This is a genomic window from Amycolatopsis roodepoortensis, assembly GCF_024628825.1.
Taxonomy (GTDB): domain Bacteria; phylum Actinomycetota; class Actinomycetes; order Mycobacteriales; family Pseudonocardiaceae; genus Amycolatopsis; species Amycolatopsis roodepoortensis.
Genome location: NZ_CP102415.1, coordinates 3,625,709 through 3,647,197, shown reverse-complemented (window position 1 = coordinate 3,647,197; position 21,489 = coordinate 3,625,709). Strand labels below are relative to the sequence as shown.

15 protein-coding genes are annotated in these 21,489 nt (G+C 68.6%); 8 read left to right on the top strand and 7 right to left on the bottom strand.

The annotated features are described in order from the left end of the window. Positions 1–2: 2 nt before the first annotated feature. The 3 genes from pip to panB all read right to left on the bottom strand — a co-directional run bounded on the left by pip (position 3) and on the right by panB (position 3,134). On the bottom strand, positions 3–956 hold the full coding sequence (gene pip, locus NQK81_RS16885) for a prolyl aminopeptidase (RefSeq protein WP_257488957.1): 954 nt from the start codon (positions 954–956) through the stop codon (positions 3–5). Between the two features lie 88 nt (positions 957–1,044). Beyond that, positions 1,045–2,019 carry a right-handed parallel beta-helix repeat-containing protein gene (locus tag NQK81_RS16880; RefSeq protein WP_257488956.1) on the bottom strand — a complete coding sequence of 325 codons (975 nt, stop codon included), beginning with the start codon at positions 2,017–2,019 and terminating at the stop codon, positions 1,045–1,047. Positions 2,020–2,258: 239 nt separating this feature from the next. Next, positions 2,259–3,134 (bottom strand): 3-methyl-2-oxobutanoate hydroxymethyltransferase, encoded by an 876-nt coding sequence (gene panB, locus NQK81_RS16875; RefSeq protein ID WP_257488955.1) that lies wholly within the window; start codon positions 3,132–3,134, stop codon positions 2,259–2,261. Positions 3,135–3,377: 243 nt separating this feature from the next. Here panB and lysX point away from each other — a divergent pair, with 243 nt between their 5' ends. Together lysX and NQK81_RS16865 are read left to right on the top strand one after the other, a co-directional pair. Beyond that, complete coding sequence (lysX, locus tag NQK81_RS16870; RefSeq protein WP_126736515.1) at positions 3,378–6,695, top strand: bifunctional lysylphosphatidylglycerol synthetase/lysine--tRNA ligase LysX; 3,318 nt, start codon at positions 3,378–3,380, stop codon at positions 6,693–6,695. A gap of 324 nt (positions 6,696–7,019) precedes the next feature. Then, on the top strand, positions 7,020–7,607 hold the full coding sequence (locus NQK81_RS16865) for a DinB family protein (RefSeq protein ID WP_257488954.1): 588 nt from the start codon (positions 7,020–7,022) through the stop codon (positions 7,605–7,607). Here the strand turns inward: NQK81_RS16865 and NQK81_RS16860 are convergent. After that, positions 7,604–8,140: a methylated-DNA--[protein]-cysteine S-methyltransferase gene (locus NQK81_RS16860; protein WP_257488953.1), complete on the bottom strand. Its 537-nt coding sequence runs from the start codon at positions 8,138–8,140 to the stop codon at positions 7,604–7,606. The two genes, NQK81_RS16865 and NQK81_RS16860, sit on opposite strands and share 4 nt — an antisense overlap. Positions 8,141–8,230: 90 nt before the next feature. Between NQK81_RS16860 and NQK81_RS16855 the strand changes: the two genes are divergently transcribed. Continuing rightward, positions 8,231–8,857 (top strand): VOC family protein, encoded by a 627-nt coding sequence (locus tag NQK81_RS16855; protein ID WP_257488952.1) that lies wholly within the window; start codon positions 8,231–8,233, stop codon positions 8,855–8,857. Here the strand turns inward: NQK81_RS16855 and NQK81_RS16850 are convergent. After that, a complete protein-coding gene (locus tag NQK81_RS16850) occupies positions 8,828–10,585 on the bottom strand; it encodes an NAD+ synthase (protein ID WP_126736511.1) in 1,758 nt (585 codons plus the stop codon). The genes NQK81_RS16855 and NQK81_RS16850 overlap by 30 nt on opposite strands. 155 nt (positions 10,586–10,740) lie before the next feature. After that, positions 10,741–13,068, bottom strand: coding sequence for an accessory Sec system translocase SecA2 (secA2, locus tag NQK81_RS16845; protein WP_257488951.1), 2,328 nt, complete (start codon positions 13,066–13,068; stop codon positions 10,741–10,743). Positions 13,069–13,217: 149 nt separating this feature from the next. Here secA2 and NQK81_RS16840 point away from each other — a divergent pair, with 149 nt between their 5' ends. Beyond that, a complete protein-coding gene (locus tag NQK81_RS16840; RefSeq protein WP_371878904.1) occupies positions 13,218–14,789 on the top strand; it encodes an alpha/beta hydrolase in 1,572 nt (523 codons plus the stop codon). A 53-nt stretch (positions 14,790–14,842) separates the two neighbouring features. After that, entirely contained in the window at positions 14,843–16,396 is a 1,554-nt protein-coding gene (locus NQK81_RS16835; protein ID WP_257488949.1) for an alpha/beta hydrolase, read from the top strand. A gap of 78 nt (positions 16,397–16,474) precedes the next feature. Here the strand turns inward: NQK81_RS16835 and NQK81_RS16830 are convergent, their stop codons facing one another. Next, a complete protein-coding gene (locus NQK81_RS16830; protein ID WP_257488948.1) occupies positions 16,475–17,143 on the bottom strand; it encodes an LppX_LprAFG lipoprotein in 669 nt (222 codons plus the stop codon). Between the two features lie 88 nt (positions 17,144–17,231). Here NQK81_RS16830 and NQK81_RS16825 point away from each other — a divergent pair, with 88 nt between their 5' ends. The 3 genes from NQK81_RS16825 to NQK81_RS16815 all read left to right on the top strand — a co-directional run bounded on the left by NQK81_RS16825 (position 17,232) and on the right by NQK81_RS16815 (position 21,486). After that, a complete protein-coding gene (locus NQK81_RS16825) occupies positions 17,232–18,497 on the top strand; it encodes an MFS transporter (RefSeq protein ID WP_257488947.1) in 1,266 nt (421 codons plus the stop codon). A gap of 68 nt (positions 18,498–18,565) precedes the next feature. Beyond that, a complete protein-coding gene (glnA, locus tag NQK81_RS16820; protein ID WP_016331613.1) occupies positions 18,566–19,909 on the top strand; it encodes a type I glutamate--ammonia ligase in 1,344 nt (447 codons plus the stop codon). Between the two features lie 14 nt (positions 19,910–19,923). Continuing rightward, positions 19,924–21,486 (top strand): amidase, encoded by a 1,563-nt coding sequence (locus NQK81_RS16815; RefSeq protein WP_257488946.1) that lies wholly within the window; start codon positions 19,924–19,926, stop codon positions 21,484–21,486. Positions 21,487–21,489: the final 3 nt, after the last annotated feature.

Below are 21,489 nucleotides of genomic sequence, written 5' to 3'. Positions count from 1 at the left end.
TCCTACCGAAAGGAATCCGTGGCGGCCCGGAGCGCCGCCAACATCCCCGGATCCGTCACCGCGTGCCCGGCCGCTTCCACCAGCTCCAGCTTCGAGTCCGGCCAGGCCCGGTGCAGCTCGTAAGCCGTCGTCGGTGGGCACACCGCGTCGTACCGCCCCTGCACGATGACACCGGGAATCCCGGCGAGCTTTCCGGCCTCGCGGATCAACTGCCCTTCCTCGAGCCACGCGCCATGGCAGAAGTAGTGCAGCGCCAGCCGGGCGAACGTGACCGCGAATTCCGGTGACGCGTACTGGTTCCGGAAGGCCGGATCCGGGCGGAGGCAGACGATCGCGCCTTCCCAAGCGCTCCATGCGATGGCGGCGCGCTCCCGGATCGCCCGATCGGGGTGATAGACGAGCTCGCGGTAGGCCGAAAGAGGGTCGTCGCGGCGGTCCTCGGGGATCGGGGCGAGGAACGCTTCCCACTCCCGGGGGAAGAGGTTTGCCGCGCCGCCGTTGTAGATCCAGTCGAGTTCGCTCCGCCGGACGGTGAAGACTCCGCGCAGGATGATCTCGCTGACGCGGCTCGGGTGGGTTTCGGCGTAGGCGAGGGCGAGGGTCACGCCCCACGAGCCGCCGAAGAGCTGCCACTGGTCGAGATTCAGCCGTTCGCGCAGCTTTTCCATGTCCGAGACTAGGTGCCAGAGGGTGTTGACCGACAGGTCGACGTCCGGTGTGCCGATGTGCGGGGTGCTGCGGCCGGCACCGCGCTGGTCGAACAGGATGATCCGGTAGGCCTCGGGATCGAAATGCCGCCGGGCCATCGAGGAGATGCCGCTACCAGGGCCTCCGTGCAGGACGACCACGGGTTTGCCGTCCGGGTTCCCGGCTTCCTGGCAGTAGATCCGGTGCCCGTCGCCGACGTCGAGCATGCCCTCGGCGCGCACGTGGATCGGCGGGTACAGGTCGTCCATAAGGACACTCTGCCCGATCGGCGAGTGTCCGAAGGGTGGGGGCCCGCCCCCGCCGCCGGGCTGAGCGGGCCCCCGGTCTTCGGTCGCGTCAGCAGCCCGCCGTGGCGGCCACGTTCGCGAATCCCTTCCCGGCGCCGGTCACCTTGTTGCTCGCGCAGACCTTGTTCCCCGTCGAGGCCTTCACGAGATAGAAGCCGTACGCGTAGCTGGACCGCACGTCCGCGGTGTTGCCGGAAAAGGTGTTGCCGCGGCCCCAGCCGTCGAGCTGGACATGGACCTCGAAGCCGCCGTAATTCGCGTCGTGCACGAAGACCTTGCTGCCCCGGTTGTCCGCGACCACGTAGTTGTTGCCCTTCATGTCCACCCAGCTGTCGGCGAAGTGCTCGCCGCTCTGCCCGGTGCCGTCGAAGACGTTGCCGCGCAGTTCACCGCCGGTGGTGCCTTCCTTGATGTCGATCGACTCGGCTCGCACGTTCGGGCCGATCTTGTTGTTCAGCGCCTTGTTGCGGTCGCTCCGGTCGGGTGTGCCACCGGGCCAGTTGCCCTTCGCGGAGCCGAAGTAGATGCCTTCGCCGTAGCCCGCGTACTCGCGGCCGGTGTCGGTCACCTCGGAGTTCTTCACGACGTTGTCGGTGCTCGTGTACTGGAAGTGGATGCCCTCGTGGCCGACGCCGGTGACCTTGATGCCGTCGACGACGGTGTTCTTGACGCCGGTGGCCATCAGGCCCTTCTGGCCACCGGTGAGGGTGAAGCCGGTCAGGTTCCAGTAGCTGCCCGTGAGCTCCAGCGTGCGCCCGGCCGAGGCCTTGATGACCGCGCTTCGCGGCCCCTTCAGGGTGATGCGGCTGCTCGACGTGCCGCTCTTCGCCGCCTTGAAGTTGCCCGTGAAGGTCTTGTCGGCCGCGAGTTCGATGACGGTTCCCGGAGTGACCGAAGCGAGCGCCGCCGTGAGCTGCTCCGAAGTCGCTACGCGGACCGTCGCGGCCTGTGCGGGGTACGCCGCCAGCGTGGACAGCAGGGCGGCACCGGTCGCGATGGCCAGAACCCGCTCACGAACACGCATCCGTGGTCCTCCTCGTCGAGGGATCGAAGCTCGGTCGTGGCGGCGACGGGCTAGACGTTAAGCCTCTTTACGAATGCGCGTCAAGGACATGATTGAAGTTCATGTATGTGAACGACTAAAGGAGGGTCGCCCTGCGCGGCCCTCCGGAAAAGAGAGCAAGGGACCTTTGCTACCGCGCTCCCCGGCGGCCCGAGTGGTAGCAAAGGTCCCTTGCACTCTTTTCGCAGGTCAGAGGCGGGTCAGTCGTGGAACGAGTGCTCCGGAGCCGGGAACTCGCCTCGCCGGACGTCCTCCGCGAACGCCGTCGCGGCCCCTGCCAGCACGCCGGCGAGGTCGGCGTACTTCTTCACGAAGCGCGGGGTCCTGCCGCGCCGAAGCCCGGCCATGTCCTGCCAGACGAGGACCTGCGCGTCGCAATCAGGCCCGGCGCCGATGCCGACGGTCGGGATCTTCAGCTCGTGCGTGATCCGCTTCGCCGCTTCGGCCGGCACCATCTCCATGACGACCGCGAAGGCACCGGCCTCCTCCAGGGCGAGCGCGTCGGCGAGCAGCGCTTCGGCCGCTTCGCCGCGCCCCTGGACTCGATAGCCGCCCAGATTGTGTTCACTCTGCGGGGTGAATCCGATATGTCCCATCACGGGGACACCGGCCGACGTCAGCGCCTCGACGTGCGGAGCGAATTTCCGCCCGCCTTCGAGTTTCACCGCGTGCGCGCGGCCTTCCTTCATGAACCGCACCGAGGTTTCCAGCGCCTGCTGCGGCGAGAGCTGATACGAGCCGAACGGCAGATCGGCCACGACCAGCGCCCGCTTCACCGATCGGGTCACCGCCCGGGCCAACGGCAGCAGCTCGTCCACCGTCACCGGAAGCGAAGTGTCGTAACCGAAGACGTTGTTCGCCGCGGAATCCCCGACGAGCAGCACAGGAATGCCCACTTCGTCGAACAGCGCGGCGGTGTACATGTCGTAGGCGGTGAGCATCGGCCACGTTTCGCCGCGCTCTTTCATGTCACGAAGATGATGTACGCGGACCTTCTTCCCAGAGGTGGCCTGGGGCGCCGCGCCGGTCCCGTACGGAGCCGCGAGCTCGCCGGAATCCTTTTCGGTGGCAGACATCCTTGTCGACCGTCCTTCCCTCGAGGCCTCGAAGAGGTCCCCGGGTCGTGGAGCTGAACAGGCCAAGCCTGACATGCCGATATGACCGTCCCAAGGCCCTGCGACCAGCTTCACACAGCGCCGTCACACCCGCGAATGAGGAAATTCAGACCAGAGGATGATGATCGTTGACAACCACGCAGGGTTGTGTGACGTCAAGTAAGTACAGCTGTCGATCTCCTGTGTGTACCGCGAAGGACCAGAATGGCAAACCCAGTGCGCCGAGTCGCGCCGTGGAAGGCGAGGGCGGGCGGGATCGTCGCCACCCTCGTGCAGCTCGCGGCCGTGTTCTCGGTGATCCTCCTGCTCGCCGGCGGGGTGAAGGGGCCGGTGCTCAGGACGGGTGACATCGCCTTCTCGGCATTGAGCATCCCGACGAACGCGAGCCTCGTGATCGTCCTGCTGCTGGTCGTCCTCGGTGCTGCGCTCCGCCGCCGCAAACGCGCCGCGCTCTACACGCTGCTGCTGTTCCAGGTCGGTGGGCTGGCAGTGACGCTGGCCTTCCAGGCCGCGCTGCTGTGGTGGCCCGAGCTGCTGAAACTCGGTCCGTGGCAGGTCCGGCACATTCCGCACCAGGTGTGGGTGCTGGCCATCGCCGACCTGATCTCCCTCGGCATGATCGCGCTGCTCTGGATCCTGCGCCCGGCGTTCCCCGCCCGGCTGGCACCCGGCGCGTGGCGCGACGGACTCACCGTCCTGTTCGGCGGCCTGGCCGCGGTCATCCTCGTCGGCTGGGGCTTGAGCGAAGCCTTTCCCGGTCGTCTCGCCGACACCTGGGAGCGTTTCGCCTGGGTCGTCAACCACACGACCGGAGAGAACATCCAGCTTCGCAGGGTCGGCATCGGCGAAGGCCCGGCCTGGCTCGACCTCGTTCTCGACCTCAGCGCGACAGCCGTCGCGACGGCCGCGTTGTACACGCTCTTCCGCGGGGTGCGTAGCCGTCGCTTGAGGACAGACGAGGAAGAACTGCGCGTACGCCGTCTTCTTGCCGAACACGGCGAAGACGACTCTTTGGGTTATTTCGCCACCAGGCGCGAGAAGAGCGTCGTCTTCTCGCCCAACGGCCGCGCCGCCGTGGCCTACCGAGTGCTCGCGGGCACCAGCGTCGCGAGCGCGGACCCCATCGGTGATCCCGACGCCTGGCCCGACGCGGTCCGCGCCTGGCTGAACGAAGCGCGCACCTACGGCTGGACACCCGGCGTGCTCGGCGCGAGTGAACGTGGCGCGAAGGTCTACGCCGACGCGGGCCTGCGCGCGCTGGAAATAGGTGACGAAGCCGTCCTCGACGTCCGCGACTTCAGCCTCGCCGGACCGGAACGGCGCTCGGTCCGGCAAGCGGTCAAACGGATCGAACGGGCCGGATACACCACGAAAGTCCGCCGGCACAGCGAAATTCCGGCCGAGGAAATGGCCAAACTCCTGCTGCACGCGCAGCAGTGGCGCGGAGCGGAAACCGAGCGCGGCTTCTCGATGGCGCTCGGCAGGCTCGGTGATCCGAGCGACGGTCGCAGCGTGATGGTGGAGGCGTACGACGCCAAGGGCGAGCTTCGCGGCATGCTGTCGTTCGTGCCGTGGGGCCGTCGCGGTCTGTCGCTCGACCTGATGCGACGCGACCGCGACGCCGAAAACGGGCTCAACGAATACATGGTCGCGGAGGTCGTCGCGGCGAGCTCACGCCTTGGCGCACAACGGATTTCACTGAACTTCGCGATGTTCCGCGCCGTCTTCTCCGAGGGGGAGCGGATCGGCGCGGGCCCGGTGCTGCGCGCATGGCGTGGTGTCCTCAGCATGGCGTCGCGCTTCTTCCAGCTCGAATCGCTCTACCGGTCCAACGCCAAGTACGGCCCCGGCTGGGAGCCGCGTTTCCTGTGCTACTCCTCGGCTCGACGGCTGCCGCGGGTCGGCATCGTGGCCGGCGCGCTCGAAGGATTCGTCCCGACGGGACGGTCGGGACGAGCGTTGAAACTGGAGACCGTCACCGACGAATTCGTCGCCGAGGTCCACCGCATCGAAGCCAACGCGGCCACCCCCGCGCCGAAACAGGTGCGGCGCCCCGATCAGGTCCGGGTGCGGATGGCGAAGCTGGATCGCTTGCGGGAAGCCGGGATCGATCCCTATCCGGTCGGTTTCGCCCGGGAGGACCAGCTCGGCGACGTCGTGTCGAAGTTCGGTGATCTAGGCCCGGACACCCACACCGGTCATCGGGTCCGAGTCGCGGGGCGGGTGCTCGCGATGCGCAATCTCGGCGGGCTGTGTTTCGCGCGGGTCAAGGATTTCAGCGGTGAGATCCAGCTGATGCTCGACGCCTCCGTACTCGACCCCAGCGGCTGGCGGCGCGGTGTCGACCTCGGCGACCACGTCGGCGTGAGCGGGCAGGTCGTGACGTCCCGGCGCGGTGAGCTTTCCGTGCTCGTCGACGAATGGACCGTCACGGCGAAGAGCCTGCATCCGTTGCCGGACAAGCGAAAGGGCCTCACCGACCCGGAGACGCGGGTGCGGCAGCGCTACCTGGACCTCGCGGTGAACCCGGATTCGACGGCGATGCTGCGGATGCGCTCGACCGTGGTGCGCGCGGTGCGGGAACGGCTGCATCAGGGCGACTACCTCGAAGTCGAAACGCCGATGCTGCAGACCGTGCACGGCGGCGCCAACGCGCGTCCGTTCATCACGCATATCAACGCCTACGACATGCGGATGTACCTCAGGATCGCCCCCGAGCTCTACTTGAAGCGGTTGTGCGTGGCCGGCGTCGAGCGAGTTTTCGAACTGAACCGGAACTTCCGCAACGAAGGCGTCGACGCGACGCACAACCCCGAATTCACCATGCTGGAGGCGTACCAGGCGTACGCCGACTACAACACGATGCGGACGCTGACGCGCGAACTCGTGCAGTGCGCCGCGGAAGCCGCGTACGGCGCGCAGGTCGTTCGCCGTCCGGGGCCGGACGGGACGGTCGTCGAGTACGACATCTCCGGCGACTGGCCGGTGATCCCGGTGCACGAAGCCGTCTCGGCGGCGCTCGGGGAGACGATCGACGCGAGCACCTCGGTCGCCGACCTCCAGCGGTTCTGCCGCGCGGCGGGAGTGCCGGTGAACGAGGAGGCCGGGCACGGCGATCTCGTGCTCAAGGCACACGAGCACCTGGTCGAAGGCGCGACGGTGCTGCCGACGTTCTACACCGACTACCCGACCGACGTGTCGCCGCTGACCCGGCAGCATCGCGTGGATCCGCGGCTGGCCGAACGCTGGGATCTGATCGCGTTCGGCTCCGAGGTCGGCACGGCCTACACCGAGCTGACCGACCCGCTCGAACAACGGCGGCGGCTGGAGGCCCAGTCGCTGCGCGCGGCGAGCGGGGACGTCGAGGCGATGGAGCTGGACGAGGACTTCCTGCTCGCGCTCGAACACGGCATGCCGCCGACCGGTGGTCTCGGGATCGGTGTCGACCGGCTGCTGATGATGCTGACCGGGGCGTCGATCCGGCAGACGGTGCTGTTCCCGTTCGTCCGGCCGCAGGGATAGCCGGGGGAGCAAGGGACCTTTGCTCCCACTTCTCTCAACATCGAGATAAACGGGAGCAAAGGTCCCTTGCTCTCTTTCCGCAGGTGGGAGCGATCACTGTGTGGATTTCGGGTCATCCAACGCACCAAAATCCACACGGTCGGTACTCGCCGCTACCCGGAGTAGGAGGTGTGTGGACATAGGGACACTCAACGTCTCTACATCCACACACCCATCGCGGCGACGACCCGTGATAGCAAAGGTCCCTTGCTCTCTTCCTGGCCGAATCGCCCCAGCAAGCCGCCATCGGATGCCATGATCCCCTCCTCAACGGAAGGAGCCGCCATGGCTGGAAACGTTCCCCCGGTCGCCGACGAGCGCGAGGGTCTCCTCGCCTACCTCGAGCAGCAGCGCCACGTCCTGCGGATCGCGGCGCACGGCCTTACCGAAGAACAGGCCAGAGCCGTCCCCACCAGAAGCTCGCTGAGCGTCGGCGGCCTGATCAAGCACACCGCGTTCACGGAAGACGGCTGGATCGACATCCTGCTCCAGAAGCCCTCGAAGCCGATGGACGAAGCGATGAAGGAGTACGAAGCCGGCTACGTGATGGCTGAAGGCGAGACGCTCGAAGACGTGTTCGCGCGCTACGACGAGGTCGCCCGCCGAACCGCGGACGTCATCGCCGGTATAGCCGACCTCGGCCAGCCGGTCCCGGTGCCGAAGGGCGTGCCCTGGTATCCGCAGGACGTCGACGCGTGGTCGGTCCGCTGGGTGTTGCTCCACCTCATCGAGGAGACCGCGCGCCACGCCGGGCACGCCGACATCATCCGCGAGCACATCGACGGCGCCACGGCGATCCCGCTGATGGCAGCCGCGGAGGGCTGGCCGGAGACGCCGTGGCTCAAGCCCTGGTCACCTGCCCAAGGCAACTAGAACAAGGTCGGTTCGTCCGCCAAAGCGCCTTCGATGACCAGCATCCGGCGCTTGGTGGCGACCCCTCCGCGCGCGGAGAAACCGCCGTCCTTGCCGCCCGCGGCGAGTACGCGGTGGCACGGCACGATGATCGGGAACGGGTTCCGGCCCATCGCCTGCCCCACGGCCTGCGCGCCGCCGGGCATGCCGAGGATGTTCGCGATGTCGCCGTACGTCAGCGTCTTGCCCGCGGGGATGGTGCGGATGAACTCGTAGACCCGGTGGTGGAAGTCCGGTACTCCTTCGTAGTCGAGGCCGACGCCGGTGAGATCCGTGCGCTTGCCGTTCATCAACGAGACGATCCCGTCGATCGCGCGCTGGATCTCGCCCGGCGGTGTGGATTCGGTCGCTTCGGGAAGGCGCGCGGTCAGTCGCGCCCTCGTCTTCTCTTCACTGCCCTCGGGGAGCTGGACCGCGACGACCCCGCGTTCGCTCCATGCGATGCCGCAGTCGCCGATCGCGGTGCCGAACACGGAATAGCCCGGTGCCGTCATGTGCCCAGGGTACGAGAGCGGACCGACAGTTTCGGGTTCACCGCCATGCCGCGGTGCCGCCGGAGCCGTGGCTGCGGTAGGAGTATGCACATGAGCGACCTCGTGCTTGATCACCTCGTCTACGCCGGGCCGGACCTAGAAGAGGCCGTCGCGCGCGTCGCCGAGCTGACCGGCGTCACGCCGGTACGCGGCGGAAGGCATGTCGGGTTCGGTACGGCCAACTATCTGGCCGATCTCGGCGCCGGTGCCTATCTCGAGGTGGTCGGCCCCGACCCGGACCAGCCCGAGCACGTCGGGCCGCGTCCGTTCGGGATCGACGAGCTGACCGCGCCCGCCCTGGTCACCTGGGCCGCACGGGTGGAAGGCATCGACACGGCGATCGCCGAAGCGCGTGAACGTGGTTACGACCCGGGCGAAGCGTCCGAGATGTCGCGGATCACCGACGACGGCGAACTGCTGACCTGGCGTCTCACCGGAGCGGGCGGTCTCGGCGGGCTCGCGCCCTTCCTCATCGACTGGGGGAGCACCCCGCATCCGACGACGCGGGGGCTCCCGTCGATCCCGCTGCTCATGGTGACCGGCGTCCACCCCGAGCCCGCCGCGGTCGAATCCGCGGTCCGCGCGCTCGGGATGGACATGCTCGTCCGGCGTGACACGAAGCCCGGCCTGGTGGCCGTGCTGACGAACTCAGCGGGGAAGCAGGTCGCGCTGAGCTGAGCGGGTCACGACGGTGCCCTCCCGCCAGCCGTTGGTCATCGGCAGCCGACGGTCCCGTCCGAACGCCTTGAAGGTGATCTTGGTGCCCGGCGGGTACTGGCGGCGCTTGTATTCGGCCTTGTCGACCATCCGCACCACGCGGTCGATGGTCTCCGGCTCGAAGCCCGCGTCGACCAGGTCGACGTAACCGCGGTCGCCCTCGATGTAGTCGTCGAGGATGTCGTCGAGCATCAGGTAGTCGGGCAGCGAATCGCTGTCCAGCTGACCCGGCCGCAGTTCGGCCGACGGCGGTTTGGTGATCGAGTTCTCCGGGATCGGCGGGGTTTCGCCGTTCTTCTCGGCTTCCGCGTTGCGCCACTTGGCCAGGTGCCAGACGTGCGTCTTGAACAGGTCCTTGATCGGCGCGAAGGCCCCGACGGCGTCGCCGTAGATCGTCGAGTAGCCGACGGCGAGTTCGGTCTTGTTCCCAGTGGCGAGCACGAGGTGACCGTCCTGGTTGGACAGTGCCATCAGCAGCATGCCGCGGACGCGGGCCTGGATGTTCTCCTCGGCGAGGCCGGTCAGCTGAAGCTGCTCGACGTAGACCTTGACCATGTCCGCGATCGGCTCGACGCGATAGTGCGCGCCGATCCGGCGGGCGAGATCTTCGGCGTCGCCCTTCGAGTGCTCCGAGGAGTACTCCGAAGGCATCGAAACGCCATAGACGTTGTCGCCGCCCAGCGCGTCGGCGGCCAGCGCCGCCACGACCGCGGAGTCGATGCCGCCCGAGAAGCCGAACGTCACCGACGAGAAGCCGTTCTTGTGCACGTAGTCGCGAAGGCCGACGACGAGTGCGTGCCACACCTCGGCCTCGTCCGACAGCGGCTCGCTGATCGCGGACTCGGTGCGCGGGGTGTACGCCGGGACGGGCTCCTCGCTGAGCACGCGGCGCTTCACCCGCAGGCCCTCGAACTCGCCTTCGGCGGTGTGCCCGCCCGACTCGAGATCCGTGTCGACGACGAGCAGGTGCTCGACGAACTGCGGCGCGCGCGCCAGCAGCCGCCCGTCCGCGCCGACCACGATCGAGTCGCCGTCGAAGACCAGGTCGTCCTGACCGCCGACCTGGTTCGTGTACACCAGCGGCGCCCCGGCCTCGGCCGCGCGGCGCGCGATCAGCGGTAGGCGGATGTCGTCCTTCGCGCGCTCATACGGCGAAGCGTTGGGAGCGACCACGAGGTCCACGCCGGCCTTGCCCAGCGCGGAGATGGGGCCGCCGTCCTGCCAGACGTCCTCGCAGATCACCATGCCGACGTCGACACCGTGGAAACGGACGACCTCGAGGTCGTGGCCCGGCTTGAACCAGCGGTGCTCGTCGAAGACGCCGTAGTTGGGCAGGTGGTGCTTGAACTGGCGGGCGACCACTTCGCCGCGGTAGAGCGCGGCCGCCGCGTCGCGCGGGCCGGCCTCGTCCAGATCGAGGTATCCGATGTAGGTGAGCACCTCACCGCAGCCGGCTTCTTCGAGTCGCCGCGCGAGCACGTCCACCATCTGCTTCGAGGCGGAGGCGAAAGTCGGGCGGAGGGAGAGGTCCTCGACGGGATAACCGGTGAGGGACATCTCCGGGAAGACGACGATGTGGGCGCCTGCTTCGGCGGCCTTGCGAGTCCACTCGACGGTGAGCTCGGCGTTGCCTTCGAGGTCCCCGACGGTGGTGTTGACCTGGGCCAGTGCGATGCGCAGTTGCGGCATGCCGACATTCTCACCCACCGGCGTCCGCGGGGACGACCGGATGTGCCGAATCGCCCACCTGGGGTCCGGCCGGGCGAAAGAGAGCGGGGGACCTTTGCTCTCACTTCTCTCAACGTCGAGAGAAGTGAGAGCAAAGGTCCCCCGCTCCCCGCGCGCTACTTGCGCTTGATCATGCTCCGCACCTTCTTGATGGTCTGCTCGAAGTCGGAGTCGAACGGGTTGTCGTGCACCAGGTAGGTCCACGTCGTGTTCGCCCGCCGCACGCCCGCGTCACCGAGGTCGATCCCGTTCTCGGTGATCTCGGCCTCCTCGAGCGTCTTCGCCGCCCGCTCGGCCGCCTCCGGGATGATCTTGTGGAACTCGGGGATCGCCGCGCGGTGGAACTCGTCGATCGGCGTTTCCCGCGCCAGCGCCCGCAGGTGGATGCTCTCCCGCACGTCGGTCAGGAACGCCAGGTGGTCCGACCACAGCTGGTCGATGTGGAACAGCAGCACCTCCCGGCACAGCTGCTCGACGCGGGCCTCGTCGTCGACAGCCTCCGAAAGCTCCTTGAACTTCTCCGGGTGCGCCTTCTCCAGCACCTCCGCCGCGTGCTTCGTCCGCAGCACCTTGTCCCGGTGCTCCAGCAGCTCGCCGCGCTGCCGCTCGATCAGCCGCGTGTAGCGCCAGGTGTTCCGGTGGATCTCCAGGTCGACGCCCTCGGCCACGCGCTGCGCGTGGTTGATCTGCCGCAGCGCCGCCGGGTCGGTGATCTCGCCGCTGCCCACGTCGGAGCTGATGCCTTCGGGGATGTCCGGCGCATTCGACAGCACGAGCTCGTCGTTCAAGCTGGCGAAGAACACCGCACTGCCCGGGTCGCCCTGGCGCCCGGAACGGCCGCGCAGCTGGCCGTCCAGCCGGCTCGACGGGTAGCGGGCGGTGCCGATCACGTGCAGGCCGCCCAGCTCGACGACCTCGTCGCGGCCTTCGCCGTCCTTGCCACCCAGCCGGATGTCGGTGCCTCGGCCCGCCATCTGGGTCGAGACGGTGACCGCGCCCTTCTTTCCGGCGTCGGCGATGATCGCGGCTTCCTCGGCGTCGTTACGCGCGTTGAGGACGACGCATTCGAGGTCGACCTTCGCCAGCTTCTCGGCCAGCTCTTCGGATTCGGCGACGTCCTGGGTGCCGACGAGGATCGGCCGCCCGGTCTCGTGCACCCGCCGGATCTCCTCTTCGATCGCGCGCAGCTTCTGCGACGGTGATCCGAAGATCCGGTCCTCCTGGTCCTCTCGGATGTTCGGCGTGTTCGGCGGGATGACCGCGACCTCGAGCTTGTAGAACTCGCGCAGCTGCTCGGCGACCGCGACCGCGGTACCGGTCATCCCCGCGACCTCCGGGTACCGCGCGAGCAGCGCCTGCACGGTGATCGAGTCGAGGATCTCGCCGCGGTCGGTCGCCTTGACCTGCTCCTTCGCCTCGACGGCCGCCTGGAGGCCGTCCGGCCAGCGCTGCAGTTCCGCGACGCGGCCGCGGGCGGCGTTGATGAGCTGGACCTTGCCGTCGCGCACGAGGTAGTCGACGTCGCGGGTGAGCAGCGCGTGCGCGTGCAGTGCCACGTTCACCGCGGGCAGCCTGTCCGAACCCGTCTCGTCGTAGAGGTTGATGTCGTCGCCGAGGGCCTTCTCGACCACCGAAGCGCCCGCCTTGGTCAGCCACGCGTTGCGGCCGTCGGCATCGGTCTCGTAGTGCAGCCCGAGCCGCAGCCGCCGGACGATGTTCGCGACCTCTTCGTCGGCGTCGGTGTGGTCGATCGACCCCGCCATCACCAGCGGCACACGGGCCTCGTCGACCAGCACGGAGTCCGCCTCGTCGACGATCGCGACCTCGGGCTCGCGCTGGACCAGGTCCTCCTCGCGGGTCACCAGCCGGTCGCGCAGCACGTCGAAGCCGATCTCGCTGACGGCGCCGTACGTGACCTCCTTCGCGTACGCCTCGCGGCGCTCGTCGCGGGAGTGCGCGGGCTCGACCCAGCCGACGGAGACGCCGAGCAGGTCGTAGATCGGGCCCATCCACTCCGCGTCACGACGGGCGAGGTAGTCGTTCACCGTGACGACGTGGACGTGCTTCCCGCGCAGGGCGTACCCGGCACCGGCCAGCGCACCCGCCAGCGTCTTGCCCTCACCGGTCTCCATCTGCACGATGTGCCCGCTGAGCAGGCCCATCGTGCCCAGCAGCTGGACGTCGAAGGCACGCTCGCCGAGCGCCCGCCGCGCGGCCTCGCGACCGAGCGCGCAGACCTCGATCAGCTGGTCGTTGCCGAAGGAAGACGCTTCCCGAAGCTTGCCGGCCCGCTCTGTCAGCTCCTCGTCGGAGAGCTTCTCCAACTCGGGCTCGAGCTTCTCGATGGCCGGCAGCAGCGCTTCGTAGCGGGTCAGCTCGACGCTGCCCGGCCGCTGAATGATCCGGCGCAGCTTCTTGCCCACCCGGCTGATCAGTGCTGCCACCCCTGTGCTCCCGTCTGTTCTTCTGCCGTCCGCACCCGTACCACCAACGCGGTGGTGGTGCGGCCGAGTTCCACGGCCGATGGCACGATCCAACCGTGTCCACTCATGTCAGCGCCAGGTCCCGTGCCCGTCGATTCGCCGCGATCACGCTGTCCGGCCTGCTCGCGGTCACCGTCGCCGCGTGCTCGTCGGGAGAGGGTAGAACCCAGCCGCCGCCTCCGGCCACCGAGTCGCACGCCCCGACCGGGCAGGTGCCCGCCGGACTCGAGAAGTTCTACGGACAGAGCCTGACCTGGGCCGACTGTGCACCCTACGCGACATCCGATGACGCGAAAGCGGCGTTTCGAGTGAAGGACGCACAGTGCGCGCGGCTGACCGTCCCGCTCGACTACGCCAAACCCGAAGGCGACTCGATCACGCTCGGCCTGCTGCGCCGGAAGGCGCTGGAAACCGACGAAAGGATTGGCGCGCTCGTGGTCAACCCCGGCGGCCCCGGCGCCTCCGGGATGCAGGCCGCGGCCGGTCTCGCCTCCCGGACCGCGACGAACGAGCTGGGCAAACGCTTCGACATGGTCGGTTTCGACCCGCGCGGCATCGGCGCGAGCCAGCCTCAGATCCGCTGCCTGTCCGATGCCGAACGTGACGCGGACCGCGCGGACGACAGCGAGACCGACGGCTCACCCGAGGGAGTGAAAAAGCAGGAGACCGAGTCCCAGGACTTCGCGGCGAAGTGCGCCGAGCGGACCGAACACGGCGCCGCGATGCTCGCGAACCTGGGCACGCGCGACGTCGTCAAGGACATGGACATCCTGCGCTCGGTCCTCGGTGAACCGAAGCTGAGCTACCTCGGCTACTCCTACGGGACGCGGATCGGATCCGCCTACGCCGAGGCGTTCCCGGCGAACGTCCGCGCGCTGGTGCTCGACGGAGCCGTCGACCCGGAGCAGGACGCGGTGGAGTCGCTGGTCGCGCAGGGACAGGGCTTCGGCAAGGCGTTCGGGGAGTTCTCGAACTGGTGTGCCGCACGCGAAGACTGCGCCCTCGGCCGCGACGCCGCCGGCGTGACGAAGGCGTTCCAGGATCTGGTGCGCCCGCTGATCGACTTCCCGGTGCCAGTCAGTGACGGCCGGAAGCTGTCGTACGAGGACGCGACGACAGGCGTGATACAGGCCCTCTACCAGGAAGATCTCTGGGAACCGCTGAACTCCGCGCTCAACGACCTGAAGCGCCAGCGCGGCGACGGGCTGGAGAAACTGGCCGACCTCTACAACGAACGCGGCGCCGACGGTCGCTACGGGACGACGCAGGACGCGTTCGTCGCGATCCGCTGCGTCGACGACCCGCGGGTCACCGATCCGGCGAAGATCCTCGACGCGCAGAAGCGGTACGCGGAGGCGGCGCCGTTCCTCGACGACGGCAGGCCGGACGGTTCCGCGCGTGACGCCTGCGCCTTCTGGCCGGTGCCGAACACGTCCGAACCGCACCAGCCGAACGTCGAAGGGCTGCCGAAGACGCTGGTCATCTCGACGACGAACGACCCGGCGACCCCCTATCAGGCGGGCGTCAACCTCGCGAAAGCGATCAAGGGAGCTTTGCTCACGTTCGAGGGCAACCAGCACACCGTGTTCCTCCAGGGTGTGTCGTGCGTCGACCGGATCGGCATCGATTACCTGGTGAACGGCGCCCTGCCGGACGAGGGCACGCGCTGCGCCGCCAAGTAACGAGTTCGGCGCGAAGGCCCCATGAGCGGCCGGGACGCTGCGAAGATCGCGAGATGAGCCTTCGCCGCGTCCCGGCCGTGCTCGTTGCCGTCGTGCTCGTTGCCTCGTGCACGACGCAGCAGCCGCAACAGCCACAGCCGGCGCCGTCGCCGACCACCACGGCGTCGCCCACTCCGGACCCGAAGGCGCTCGAGAAGTTCTCCGAGCAGAAGCTGGCGTGGGGTGCGTGCGCGTCCCACACGGACAAGGCGTTCGACTGCGCGAAGCTCACCGTCCCGCTCGATTACCTGAAGCCGGACGGCGAGACGATCTCGATCGGCGTCCTCCGGCACAAGACGAAGAACACCGGCCGTCGGATCGGCTCCCTCGTGCTCAACCCAGGCGGCCCCGGTGGCTCTGGCGTCTCGGCCGCGGCGCGGATCGCGAAGTCCCGCCCCGCGGCGGCGCTGGCCGAACGCTTCGACATCGTCGGCTTCGATCCGCGCGGAGTGGGGACCAGCGAGCCGAAGCTCGTCTGCCTCACCGATGCCGAACGCGACGCGGACCGAGCGGAGGATTCGGAAAGCGACTCGACGCCCGATGGTGTCGCGAAGCAGCTCGCTGACGCCAAGGCGTACGCCGCGAAGTGCGCCGAGCGCACGAAGCACGGTACGGAGCTCCTCGCCAACATCGGGACCAGGGACGTCGTCCGCGATCTCGACGTCCTGCGTTCGGCTCTCGGCGACGAGAAGCTCAGCTACCTGGGCTTTTCCTACGGCACGCAGATCGGGACCGCCTACGCCGAGGCCTATCCGGACAAAGTGCGGGCGTTGCTCCTCGACGGTGCGGTCGATCCCCAACTCGACACCGCCGAGTCGCTGGTCACGCAGATGGCCGGGTTCCAGAACACCTTCGCCGAATTCGGCAAATGGTGCGCCGCTCGCGCGGAATGCGCGCTCGGCCGGGACGCGGGCGCGGTGACGAAGGCGTTCCAGGACCTGGTGCGGCCGCTGATCACCGAACCGGTGCCCGCCGGGACCCGCAAGCTCTCGTTCGAGGACGCCATCACCGGGACAAGCGCCGCGCTGTACTCACAGGACGCTTGGAAGTTCCTCAACGACGGGCTCGCCGAGCTGAAGCGGGGGAGCGGCAAGACCCTGGTCGCGCTCGCGGACAACTACTACGGCCGCGAGACGGACGGCAGGTACACCGGCATCCTCGACGTGTACTTCGCGGTCCGCTGCGTCGACAGCACGCGGATCGCCGACAGGCGGGTCATCGAAGGCGCCCACCAGCGGATGCTCCAGGGCGCGCCGTTTCTCGCCGGTGGCACCCCGGACATGAGCGAGCTCGACATCTGCTCGGTGTGGCCCGTGCCCGCCAGCTCAGAGGTGCACAAACCGGACATCGCCGGCCTGCCGAAGCCTCTGATCATCTCGACCACCGACGACCCCGCGACCCCGTACGCGTCCGGGGTGAACCTGGCGCGGGACCTCAAGGGAGCTTTGCTCACGTTCGAGGGAGCGCAGCACACCGTGTTCCTCGAGGGGAACGAGTGCGTCGACCGAGCAGGCATCGCCTACCTGATCGACGGCGCACTGCCCGCCCCGGACGCCCGCTGCTCCTAGCAGAGGAGCAAGGGACCTTTGCTACCACCGAGCCCGCTGACCAGGCATTTCCCGCCAAAACGGAGCAAGGGACCTTTGCTACCGCCCGGCGCCCACGATCACCGCGTTGTGCCTGGTCAACGCCAGTTCCAACATCACCGCGAACTCCTCCGGCCTCGTCGGCGGCACCTGCAGCCACACCCGCACCAGCCGCCGCGGCTCGTCCCGCGAAATCCACAGCTTCACGAACACGTCCGACCTGATCTCCGGCACGATCCCGCCGATCACCGCCGCCGGCACCTTCGCGGCGATCCGGAACGACTCGGTGTCCTGCACCCGCTCCCACCGCTCGCCGCGCAGGTCGGTCGCCCCGGTCAACAACCGCCGAAGCCCGCCTTCGGGCCCGAGCATCGCTTCGGGCGTGTACGGCGCCGAAGCCGGCAGCACCTGCTTCCCGCCAGGCCCGCTGAGTGCGATCTCCGAGCCCGACAGCCGGTACTCGACCTTCCGCCGCCCCGAGTCGTCCTGCAGGTCGGCCTTACCGACCGCGCCACCCTCGAGGCTGACTTCGCCGTCGAGCCCGCGCACCGGCAGGCCGGTGACGACGCCGTTCACCCCGAGCGTGAACCGCACGCTGCGCAACGAGACGAGGGAGTCGGCCGCCGCGCTTACGTAGTCCTGGGCAGGCGGCAGCGGGGGAGACCCCGCGCAGCCGCCGATGAGCCCGATCGTGAGCAGCAGCGCCGGCACGAGGTGACGGCAGCGCATGACCGAAGCCTATGGCTTGGCCCGAATCTTTCGCACAGTGTCCTTCCGGCCGCTTTCGCTGAGCTCCGCCGCCCACGACTCTGTACCCGTGCAATCCGAGACCCGGCTCCACCGCGCGTGGTTCGTCGCCGCCGCCGCATTCATCGCCCTGCTCGCCGCCGCCGGTTTCCGCGCGGCTCCCGGCGTGCTCATCGACCCGCTTCACAACGAGTTCGGCTGGTCGCGCGCGACGATCGCGTCGGCCGTCTCCGTGAACCTCGTCCTCTACGGCCTCTTCTCGCCCTTCGCCGCGGCTCTCATGGAGCGCTTCGGCATGCGACGCGTCGCTTCGACGGCATTGTTCGTCGTCGCGATCGGCGCGGGCGGCACGGTGTTCATGAACGCGAGCTGGCAGCTCATCCTCTGCTGGGGCGTCCTGGTCGGCGTCGGCACCGGCTCGATGGCGATGAGTTTCGCCGCGACGGTCGCCGCCCGCTGGTTCGTCCGCAGCCGCGGCGTCGTCACCGGGGTCCTCACCGCGGCGGGCGCCACCGGCCAGCTGATCTTCCTCCCGATCGTGGCGAACCTCGCCGTCGACGAAGGCTGGCGGACGGCGTCGCTCGTCATCGCCATCGCCGCATTGGCCGTCGTGCCCGTCGTTCTCCTGGTGGTCCGCGATCACCCGTCCGATATCGGAATGACGGCTTACGGCGCGGAGCCCGGCGAAGTCGCCCCTGCCACCCGCACGGGTGGTTCCGTCCGCCGCGCGCTTTCGGTGCTGGGCTCGGCAGCGCGCACGAGGACGTTCTGGCTGCTCGCCGTCGGCTTCGCGATCTGCGGCGCCACGACGAACGGACTGGTCAGCACCCACTTCGTGCCCGCGGCGCACGACCACGGCATGCCGCAGACGACCGCCGCCGGACTGCTCGCCCTCGTCGGAATCTTCGACGTCGTCGGCACGATCGCCTCCGGCTGGCTTACCGACCGCGTCGATCCGAGGATCCTCCTCGGCGTCTATTACGCCCTTCGTGGTGTTTCGCTCGCTCTCCTCCCGCAACTGCTGAGCGGAACGGTGGAACCGAGCATGTGGGCGTTCATCATCTTCTACGGCCTCGACTGGGTGGCGACGGTTCCGCCCACGGTCGCGCTCTGTGTCCGGCAATACGGCGCCGCCGGGCCGATCGTCTTCGGCTGGGTCTTCGCCAGCCACCAGCTCGGCGCTGGTCTCGCGGCCTTCGGCGCGGGCGCGATCCGCGATTCCTCGGGCAGCTACGCGCTCGCTTGGTACATCGCGGCGAGCCTCGCCGTGATCGCTTCGGTCGCTTCGCTGGCGATCACCAAGGCGGCCAAACCCGAACCGGTCCTCGTGGGGTGATCCACCACTTCCGGCCGAACGGCGCGTCGCGAAACATGTCGTTAACACGTTCTCGTTAGGGTGCGGCCATGGATCGCCAGCAGGAGTTCGTGCTCCGTACCTTGGAAGAGCGCGACATCCGTTTCGTCAGGCTCTGGTTCACGGATGTGCTGGGGTTTCTCAAGTCGGTCGCGGTCGCGCCCGCCGAGCTCGAGGGCGCCTTCAGCGAAGGGATCGGCTTCGACGGGTCGGCCATCGAAGGATTCGCGCGGGTCTACGAGTCCGACATGGTCGCGAAGCCCGACCCCGCCACGTTCCAGGTCCTCCCCTGGGAGACCCCGGACGGCGGCCCGTACTCGGCGCGCATGTTCTGCGACATCGCGATGCCGGATGGTTCCCCGTCCTGGGCGGACCCCAGGCATGTCCTGCGCAGGCAGCTCTCGAAGGCGGGCGAAGCGGGTTTCACCTGCTACGTCCACCCCGAGATCGAGTTCTTCCTGCTCTCCAACCTGCCGGACGACGGCAGTGAGCCCGAGCCCGCGGACAACGGTGGCTACTTCGACCAGGCCAGCCACGCGACCGCGACGCACTTCCGCCGCCACGCCATCGAGACGCTCGAGGCGATGGGGATCTCGGTCGAGTTCAGCCACCACGAGGGCGCGCCCGGTCAGCAGGAGATCGATCTCCGGTACGCCGACGCGCTGACCATGGCCGACAACGTGATGACCTTCCGCTACGTGGTCAAGGAGGTCGCGCTCACTCAGGGCGTCCGCGCGACCTTCATGCCGAAGCCGTTCACCGATCAGCCGGGTTCCGGGATGCACACCCACGTGAGCCTGTTCGAGGGCGATCGCAACGCCTTCTACGACGCGGAAGACCCGTACGAGCTGTCCGCGACGGGCAAGGCCTTCGTGGCGGGACTGCTGCACCACGCGAAGGAGATCTCGGCCGTCACCAACCAGTGGGTGAACTCCTACAAACGCCTGATCAGCGGCAGTGAGGCCCCGACGACCGTTTCGTGGGGCCGCGCCAACCGCTCCGCGCTGGTCCGGGTGCCGATGTACTCGCCGGGCAAGGCGTCGTCACGCCGTGTGGAGATCCGCACGCTCGACTCCGCGTGCAACCCCTATCTGGCGTACTCGGTCATCCTGGCCGCCGGGCTCAAGGGCATCGAGAAGGGCTACGAGCTCCCGCCTCCCGCCGAGGACAACATCTGGCAGCTCTCGGACGCCGAGCGCCGCGCGGCCGGATACGCCCAGCTCCCGCAGAACCTCGGCGAGGCACTGGCGGAGATGGAGAAATCGGAACTTCTGCCCGAAGCGCTCGGAGAGCACGTTTACGACTTCTTCCTTCGCAACAAACGTGTTGAATGGGATAACTACCGCAGCGCGGTGACCCCGTACGAGCTGCGGACCCTGCTTCCGGTTCTCTAGACGAAGGAGACCTGATGGTGCGGCGACCGGTGTTCCGAGTTCTGACGACAGTGGTCGCCGCGGCCATCGCGGCGAGTGCCGCGCCGGCGGCGTCCGCCACCGGGAAGCCACTCGATCTCGACTCCGCCGACATCCCCGCGCTCCAGGCCCGGATGTCCGCCGGACGGCTGACCGCGGTCGGCCTGACCTCGGCTTACCTCGATCGCATCCGCAAGGTCGACCGTAAGGTGAACGCGGTCATCACGGTCGATCCGGCCGCGATCGCGCAAGCCGCGGAGAGCGACGTCCGGCGTCGCGCCGGCAAGACCCGCGGACCGCTGGACGGCATCCCCGTCCTGGTGAAGGACAACGTCGACACCCGCTCCATGCAGACGACGGCGGGCTCGCGCGCGCTGCGCAGCAAGCCCGCGAAGGACGCGACCCTGATCCGCCGTCTGCGTGACGCGGGTGCGGTCGTCCTCGGCAAGGCGAACCTGTCCGAATGGGCGAACTTCCGCGCCGCCAAACCCACTTCCGGGTGGTCAGGCGTCGGTGGGCAGACGAACAACCCGTACGTGCTCGATCGCAACCCCTGTGGGTCGTCCGCCGGATCCGCCGCCGGTATCGCCGCGTCACTCGCCCAGGTCGCGATCGGCAGTGAGACCGACGGCTCGATCGTCTGCCCGGCCGGGATGACCGCGACGGTGGGGCACAAACCGAGCCTCGGCCTGGTCAGCCGCACCGGCGTGGTGCCGATCTCGGCCGAACAGGACACCGCCGGTCCGATGGCCAGGCACGTCGTCGACGTCGCGCTGACCCTGTCCGCGCTCCAGGGCCGCGACCCGAGCGACCCGGCCACCGGCGCGTACCCGCCGAACCAGCCGACCGACTACGCCGCGCACCTGCGGCCCGGTGTGCTGAAGGGTTCCCGGATCGGTCTCTGGCGCCTGCCGGTCCTCGGCCCGGACGTCGACGCGGTGATGACGAAGACCAGGAACTCGCTGGTGAAGGCGGGTGCCGAGGTCGTCGAGGTGACGCCGCCGTACCAGGCCAGGCTCAGCGAACTGGAGTTCCCGGCCCTGCTCACCGAGTTCCACCGGGACATCGATCGCTACCTGGCCACGCGCCCCGAAGGCCCGCGCGACCTCGCCGCGCTGATCGCCTACAACAGGTCCGATCCGCTGGAGCGGACCTGCTTCGCCGGACAGGAGCTTTTCGAGCAGGCGCTCGCCGCGCCCGGCCCGTCCGACCCCGGCTACCAGGCCATGCGCCGCGAGCTCACCGATCTGGCGAAACGCTCGATCGACGAGACCCTCGCGAAGTACCGCCTCGACGCGATCGCCGCGCCCACGAACCCGCCCGCCTGGAAGACCGACTGCAAGACCGGCGACAACGACGTGATCCCGTCGTCGACGCCGGCCGCCGTCTCGGGCTACCCCGCGGTGACCGTGCCGGCCGCGTTCGTCGGCGAGCTCCCGGTCGGTGTCTCGTTCATGGCGGGGCAGTGGACGGACGCCCGGGTGCTCGCCTACGCGGCCGACTTCGAACGTGTCGCGCCCGCCCGCAAACCGCCCCGCTACCTGAAGACCGTCGGATGACGG

Bases quoted from the DNA above. Each gene is read 5' to 3' on its own strand.
- pip (WP_257488957.1), bottom strand. From the start codon at position 956: ATGGACGACCTGTACCCGCCGATCCACGTGCGCGCCGAGGGCATGCTC.
- NQK81_RS16880 (WP_257488956.1), bottom strand. From the start codon at position 2,019: ATGCGTGTTCGTGAGCGGGTTCTGGCCATCGCGACCGGTGCCGCCCTG.
- panB (WP_257488955.1), bottom strand. From the start codon at position 3,134: ATGTCTGCCACCGAAAAGGATTCCGGCGAGCTCGCGGCTCCGTACGGG.
- lysX (WP_126736515.1), top strand. From the start codon at position 3,378: ATGGCAAACCCAGTGCGCCGAGTCGCGCCGTGGAAGGCGAGGGCGGGC.
- NQK81_RS16865 (WP_257488954.1), top strand. From the start codon at position 7,020: ATGGCTGGAAACGTTCCCCCGGTCGCCGACGAGCGCGAGGGTCTCCTC.
- NQK81_RS16860 (WP_257488953.1), bottom strand. From the start codon at position 8,140: ATGACGGCACCGGGCTATTCCGTGTTCGGCACCGCGATCGGCGACTGC.
- NQK81_RS16855 (WP_257488952.1), top strand. From the start codon at position 8,231: ATGAGCGACCTCGTGCTTGATCACCTCGTCTACGCCGGGCCGGACCTA.
- NQK81_RS16850 (WP_126736511.1), bottom strand. From the start codon at position 10,585: ATGCCGCAACTGCGCATCGCACTGGCCCAGGTCAACACCACCGTCGGG.
- NQK81_RS16835 (WP_257488949.1), top strand. From the start codon at position 14,843: ATGAGCCTTCGCCGCGTCCCGGCCGTGCTCGTTGCCGTCGTGCTCGTT.
- NQK81_RS16830 (WP_257488948.1), bottom strand. From the start codon at position 17,143: ATGCGCTGCCGTCACCTCGTGCCGGCGCTGCTGCTCACGATCGGGCTC.
- glnA (WP_016331613.1), top strand. From the start codon at position 18,566: ATGGATCGCCAGCAGGAGTTCGTGCTCCGTACCTTGGAAGAGCGCGAC.
- NQK81_RS16815 (WP_257488946.1), top strand. From the start codon at position 19,924: ATGGTGCGGCGACCGGTGTTCCGAGTTCTGACGACAGTGGTCGCCGCG.